The following is a 5,602-nucleotide window of genomic DNA, read 5'->3' as shown; positions in this document are numbered from 1 at the left end:
GAATTAGTTCTGCACCACTACATGTCTCTTTCGACCCAGACTCATATAACTATTCGTACTCTGCTTACTAGCCAGTTATATACGTATTCGCCCGCGAGTGCGACGACTTCTGGACAGTGGGCGGCGTCCGAGCAGCGTCAGGGGCCCCGGCAGCACCCGTCAGGGACCCCGGCGGCACGCATCCGGGGGCCCGCGGCACGCGTCGCGCCCGGCACCCGCGACCTAGGGTGAGGGAATGCATCCGCTCGACGCCCAGGACCCGATCGCGCACTGCCCCGAGCTGTTCGTCCGCACCCCCGAGGTCCGCTCCTACCTCGACGGCAACTCGCTCGGCCGGCCGCTGCGCGCGAGCGTCGCCCGGCTCGCGCGGTTCGCGGAGGAGGAGTGGGGCGGCCGCCTCATCCGCGGCTGGGAGGAGGGCTGGCTCGACATGCCGCTCGAGGTCGGCGACGCCCTCGGCTCCGCGGTGCTGGCAGCCGCGGCCGGCCAGACGGTCGTCGCCGACTCCACGACCGTCCTGCTCTACAAGCTCGCCCGCGCGGCGATCGCCCGCCAGGCGGAGCAGGGGCGCGACGAGATCGTCGTGGACACCGACAACTTCCCCACCGACCGGTACGTGCTGGAGGGCATCGCGGCCGAGACCGGCAGCACGCTCCGCTGGATCGACTCCGACCCCGGGAGCGGCGTCGGCCCCGACGACCTCGCCCCGGTGCTCGGCGAGCGGACGTCGCTGGTGCTGCTCAGCCACGTCGCGTACCGCTCGGGGTTCCTCGCCGACGCCGCGGCGATCACCGCTCAGGCGCACGAGGCCGGCGCGCTCGTGCTCTGGGACGCCTCCCACTCCGTCGGCTCGGTGCCGCTCGAGCTCGACGCGTGGGGCGCGGACCTCGCGGTCGGCTGCTCCTACAAGTACCTGAACGGAGGCCCGGGGGCGCCCGCGTGGGCGTACGTCGCCTCCCGGCACCAGGGCTCGCTCGCGCAGCCGGTGCAGGGCTGGATGGGCGTCGCCGACATGTTCGAGATGGGACCCGGCTACCGTCCGGCCGAGGGGATGCGGCGCTTCCTCAGCGGCACCCCGCCGATCACGGGGATGCTCGCGATGCAGGACATGATCGCGCTGATCGCCTCGGTGGGCATGCCCGCGGTGCGCGCGAAGTCGGAGGCGATGACGGCGTACGCGCTGGAGCTGGCCGACGCGTGGCTGGTGCCGCGCGGGGTGCGGGTGGCGACTCCGCTCGACCCCGCCCGGCGCGGCTCGCACGTGACGATCGCGCACGAGTCGTTCGCCGGCCTCGTCCCGCGGCTGCAGGCGGACGGGATCGTGCCGGACTTCCGCCGACCCGACGGCATCCGGATCGGCCTCTCGCCGCTGTCGACCACCTTCGCCGAGCTGGAGCTGGGCATGGCGGCCGTCCGGGACGCGCTGGACTGAGCGGGGCCGGGGCTCGGCGGGGCGGGTGTTCCCGACCCCGCCCCCCTGCCCTCACCGCGCGTCGCGCGTCCGTCGGGTGCTCTCCTTCTGCAGGGCCTCGACGAGCTCGGCCTTCGTCATGCGCGAGCGGCCGGAGACGTCCAGGCGCTTGGCGAGGTCCATCAGGTGCGCCTTGGTCGCGTTCGCGTCCACTCCGCCCGCCGTCTCGCCCCCGGGGGAGCGGCCGTGGCCCTCGGCGCGGGAGTCGGAGGGGCCGCTCTCGGCCTTGCGCTCCCAGTGGTCGCCGACCTTCTCGTACTCGTGCTTCAGCGCGGCGAAGGCTGTGCGGTGGGCGCGCTCGCCGTCGCCGTAGCTGTCGACGGCCGAGTCGTGCGCGGCCGACCAGAGCTTCTGCGCGTGCTCGTCGGAGCGCTCGATGGTGGACGGGATCTGTTCCTCGCGGGGCATGGCGGCCTCCCTCTCGTCCTCCGACGCTACGTCGGGTCGGAGGCGCCGGTCACCCCGTTGACGAGCGTTCGGCGGGCACCTCCGTCCCCGGAGCGCACTCGGGAGGCCGCCGCCGGTGTTCTCACCGGGCCGACGCCGATGATGGGGCGATGTTCATCCCGACCAGAGCCGCCGGTCTCGAGGCGCTCGACGACTTCGTCGCCCGCGCGGGCTCCGCCTACGCCCGCGACCGCAACCACGACCTCGGACCGTCCCGGGACAACGTCTCCGGACTCTCGCCCTACCTCCGCCACCGCCTCGTCACCGAGCGGGAGGTCGTCGCCGCGGTCCTCGCGCGGCACCGCCTGACCGCCGCGGAGAAGTTCGTCCAGGAGGTGTTCTGGCGCACCTACTGGAAGGGCTGGCTCGAGCAGAACCCGGACGTCTGGCGCCGCTACCGCCGTGAGGTGGCGGACTCCTCCGCGGGCGATCCTCCGCCCGGGTACCTCGACGCGATCGGCGGACGCAGCGGCATCGACGCGATGGACGCGTGGGTGAGCGAGCTCGTCGAGACCGGGTACCTCCACAACCACACCCGCATGTGGTTCGCGAGCATCTGGATCTTCACCCTCGGACTGCCCTGGCAGCTCGGCGCCGACTTCTTCTACCGGCACCTGCTGGACGGCGACGCCGCGTCCAACACCCTGTCGTGGCGATGGGTCGCCGGCCTGCAGACTCCGGGCAAGACCTACCTCGCCTCCGCGTCCAACATCGCCCGCTACACGGAGGGGCGCTTCTCGCCGAGCGGCCTCGCCACCACGGCCCGCGCGCTCACCGAGGAGCCCTTCCCGCCGCGGGCACCGCTCGAGCAGGACGACGTCGTGGGGACCGTCGGCGCCCGCCCCGGCCTCCTGCTGCACGAGGAGGACCTCGAGGCGGAGAGCCTGCTCGCCGAGCAGCCGGGTCTGGCTGAGCGCCTCGTCGCGTGCGCCGTCACCGGGGACGCGGGCGGGCGCTCGCCGTCCGGAGTCTCCGACGCGGTCGCCGCCTTCACCGCCGCGGCGCTCGCCGACGCCGCCGAGCGCACCTCCGACTCCAGCGGCCGGCCGGCGCGGGTGCTGGCGGACGCGCGTGCCGCGACGGTCGTCGACTGGGCGGTGTCCGAGCGGATCGACACCGTGGTCGTTCCGTACGCGCCGGTCGGGCCCGTCGGCGAGCGGGTGGAGGCGCTCCGCTCGGCTCTCGCCGACGAGGGGGTCGCGCTCGTCACCGTGCGCCGCCGCTGGGACGGTGCGGCGTGGCCGTCGGCGTCGCGGGGGTTCTTCCCGTTCCGGAAGCGGATCCCGGCGCTGGTGCGCGACCTCGTCGAGCCCGCCGACGCGGCCCGCCTGTTCTGAGCGGCGTTCCGAGAGCCGCGTCCCGCGAGCTGCGTCCTGTGGGCCGCGTCCCGCGAGCTGCGTCCTGTGAGCCCCGTCCTGTGCTGCGTCCTGTGAGCTGCGTCCTGTGAGCCCCGTCCTGTGCTGCGTCCGGTGAGCCCTGTCCCGCGGAACCTGCCTGGTTCCGCGGGGCGGGTGCCGCTCAGCCGAGCAGGCGGTCGCGGAGGAAGTCGCTCGCGAAGCGGCCCGAGGGGTCCCACTCGGAGCGGAGGGTGCGCCACTCCTCGAGGTGCGGGTAGAGCGGCGCGATCTCGTCGGCTCCGGCGAGGAAGTGCTTGCCCCAGTGCGGCCGGGCGCCGAGCGGCAGCAGCGCGCCCTCGACGGCGGGGAGCACGGCGTCGACGCCGGCGCGGTCCTTCTTGAAGGTGAAGTGCACGCCGACGCTGTCGCGGCCTCCGGCGGGGGAGAGCCACTGGTCGTCGCCCGCCATGGTCCGCAGCTCCGTGATGAGCAGGACTTCGTCGATCCGCTCGCCGATCGCGCGCAGCGCCACGATCGCCTCGCGGACGTTCGCGCGCGGCACCATGTACTCGCTCTGGATCTCGTCGCCCGCGCTCGGCTCGCGGTCGAGGCGGAAGTGCGGCAGGCGCTCGGACCACGGTCCGACGGAGCCGCCGAACGGGTTCAGGTTGGAGTCGACACCCTCCGAGACGGCGAAGAGGCTCGCGGAGGCGGCGACCGCGCCCAGGTGCGTCGCGTCGACGTCGGCGACGGATCCCGCCGCCACCTTGGTCTTCAGCCACAGCTGCTCCACCGTCGGCGAGGACCAGTGGGTCATGAGGCTGACGCTGTAGGCGGAGGAGGTGATCGCGTCGAAGTCGTCGAGCACGCGCTCCCAGGGCAGGTCGACGAACGCGTCCTGGCGGACGTCGAAGGTCGGCTGGATGTCGAGGGTCACGCGGGTGACGATGCCGAAGGCGCCGAGGCCGACGACGACGCCCTCGAAGCCCGGCTCCCCGCGGCGGATCGTGCGCAGCGAGCCGTCGGCGGTGACGAGCTCGAGCGCCGAGACGGCGGAGGAGAGGTTCGCGTTGCGGTCGCCCGAGCCGTGGGTGCCGGTCGCGATGGCGCCGGCGACCGAGATGTGCGGGAGCGAGCCCATGTTGTGCAGGGCGTAGCCGTTGCTGTGCAGGTGCGCGGCGACGACGCCGTAGCGGGTGGCGCCGCCGACGGTGACGGTGCTCGCCTCGGCGTCGATCACGGGGTCGGAGGCCAGGCGCCCCAGGTGCAGCAGTGCGCCGGGGGTGTCGGGCAGGGAGTTGAAGGAGTGGCGGCTGCCGAGGGCGCGGACGCGCTCGTTCTCGCGGACGAGGCGCTGCACCTCCTCGACGGACTCCGGCTCGATGATGGCGGCGGCGCGGTACTCGTAGGTGCCCGCCCAGTTGCTCCGTGAGGTCATGGATCCATTCTGCCGGGTGCGCGGGGGATTTGTTGTTGGTTGCAACGAATGGCCTGGTAACGCACGGGACGCGGCAGGACGGAACGGCGTGGATTTTGTTCGGGGCGCGCTCCGGGCCCCTGACGGGAAGGGCGGCGATGACCGCGCGCAGACGGTCCCGCTCCGATCTGTTCCGGGTGTTCGTGAGCCTCCTGGTCACGATCGTGGTGGTGCTGCTCGTCCTGGCGAGGGGGACGCTCGCTCCTGGCGACGGGCCGTCGATGCGACGGCGACCCTCGTTCCGGTCCATCTGCTCGGCTGGCCGCTCTCCACCGCCCTCTCCGTGGGCTGGAGCGCCGCCTCGTACTCGCGCCTCGACGAGCAGGCGCTGCGAAGCGCCGCCGAGGAGGAGGCGCGCGGAGAGCGGCGCCTCCTCCCGCGGATGCTGGGGGCGACCGGGGCGACCAGCACGACGCTGTCGGCGGCGGTGCCGGCGATCGTGATCACGGTGGCGATCGCGGTCACGGTGGCGATCGCGCAGAGGACGGAGTTCCGCAGCGAGCCCCCTTCTATCGCCGCCGCCCTGCTCGCCGTCGCGAGCTCGAGGGTGCTGATGGTCTTCTCGGTCGCACAGGCCTGCCTGCGCCTCGAGTCGCGGTCGCCCCGGCGGTCGCAGGGGCGCTTCGCCTTCGAGGAGGCGCCGCACTTCAGTGACGACGCGACCCTCGCGCTCCTGCTGTCCACGACGGTGGCCACGGTCTCGGCCGAGATCCGCTCGAGAGAGGGCTGGCGCCTGGTGCGCGCGAACGTCGTCATCGCGTCCGCCTTCGACTCGGTCGTCATCGCGATGACGGTGTCACTGCTGTTCGGCGGACTCACGGCCTGAGACGGCGGGAGCGGAGCGTCCGGCGGGGCCGGGGGCGGTGGGGT

The 5,602-nt window shown here is 73.3% G+C and carries 5 protein-coding genes; 3 read left to right on the top strand and 2 right to left on the bottom strand.

What is annotated here, in order from left to right; translation table 11 throughout:
- The first annotated feature begins 235 nt into the window (after positions 1-235).
- Positions 236-1,432: a kynureninase gene (locus C5C30_RS17110; RefSeq protein WP_104334180.1), complete on the top strand. Its 1,197-nt coding sequence runs from the start codon at positions 236-238 to the stop codon at positions 1,430-1,432.
- 51 nt (positions 1,433-1,483) lie between these two features.
- Here C5C30_RS17110 and C5C30_RS17105 read toward each other — a convergent pair whose 3' ends face one another.
- Positions 1,484-1,879: a ChaB family protein gene (locus tag C5C30_RS17105; protein WP_104225169.1), complete on the bottom strand. Its 396-nt coding sequence runs from the start codon at positions 1,877-1,879 to the stop codon at positions 1,484-1,486.
- A 149-nt stretch (positions 1,880-2,028) separates the two neighbouring features.
- Between C5C30_RS17105 and C5C30_RS17100 the strand changes: the two genes are divergently transcribed.
- Complete coding sequence (locus C5C30_RS17100) at positions 2,029-3,255, top strand: FAD-binding domain-containing protein (RefSeq protein WP_104334179.1); 1,227 nt, start codon at positions 2,029-2,031, stop codon at positions 3,253-3,255.
- A gap of 181 nt (positions 3,256-3,436) precedes the next feature.
- Here the strand turns inward: C5C30_RS17100 and C5C30_RS17095 are convergent, their stop codons facing one another.
- On the bottom strand, positions 3,437-4,693 hold the full coding sequence (locus C5C30_RS17095) for a D-arabinono-1,4-lactone oxidase (RefSeq protein WP_104334178.1): 1,257 nt from the start codon (positions 4,691-4,693) through the stop codon (positions 3,437-3,439).
- Between C5C30_RS17095 and C5C30_RS18150 the strand changes: the two genes are divergently transcribed.
- A complete protein-coding gene (locus tag C5C30_RS18150; RefSeq protein WP_104334177.1) occupies positions 4,692-5,558 on the top strand; it encodes a DUF1345 domain-containing protein in 867 nt (288 codons plus the stop codon). The two genes, C5C30_RS17095 and C5C30_RS18150, sit on opposite strands and share 2 nt — an antisense overlap.
- The last annotated feature ends 44 nt before the right edge of the window (positions 5,559-5,602 follow it).

Source organism: Rathayibacter sp. AY2B5, from assembly GCF_002931645.1.
In the GTDB taxonomy this organism is placed as follows: Bacteria; Actinomycetota; Actinomycetes; order Actinomycetales; family Microbacteriaceae; genus Rathayibacter.
Note: the sequence above shows the minus strand (reverse complement) of the source record. Positions and strands in the feature narration are given on the sequence as shown.

Bases quoted from the DNA above. Each gene is read 5' to 3' on its own strand.
- C5C30_RS17095 (WP_104334178.1), bottom strand. From the start codon at position 4,693: ATGACCTCACGGAGCAACTGGGCGGGCACCTACGAGTACCGCGCCGCC.
- C5C30_RS18150 (WP_104334177.1), top strand. From the start codon at position 4,692: ATGGATCCATTCTGCCGGGTGCGCGGGGGATTTGTTGTTGGTTGCAAC.
- C5C30_RS17105 (WP_104225169.1), bottom strand. From the start codon at position 1,879: ATGCCCCGCGAGGAACAGATCCCGTCCACCATCGAGCGCTCCGACGAG.
- C5C30_RS17110 (WP_104334180.1), top strand. From the start codon at position 236: ATGCATCCGCTCGACGCCCAGGACCCGATCGCGCACTGCCCCGAGCTG.
- C5C30_RS17100 (WP_104334179.1), top strand. From the start codon at position 2,029: ATGTTCATCCCGACCAGAGCCGCCGGTCTCGAGGCGCTCGACGACTTC.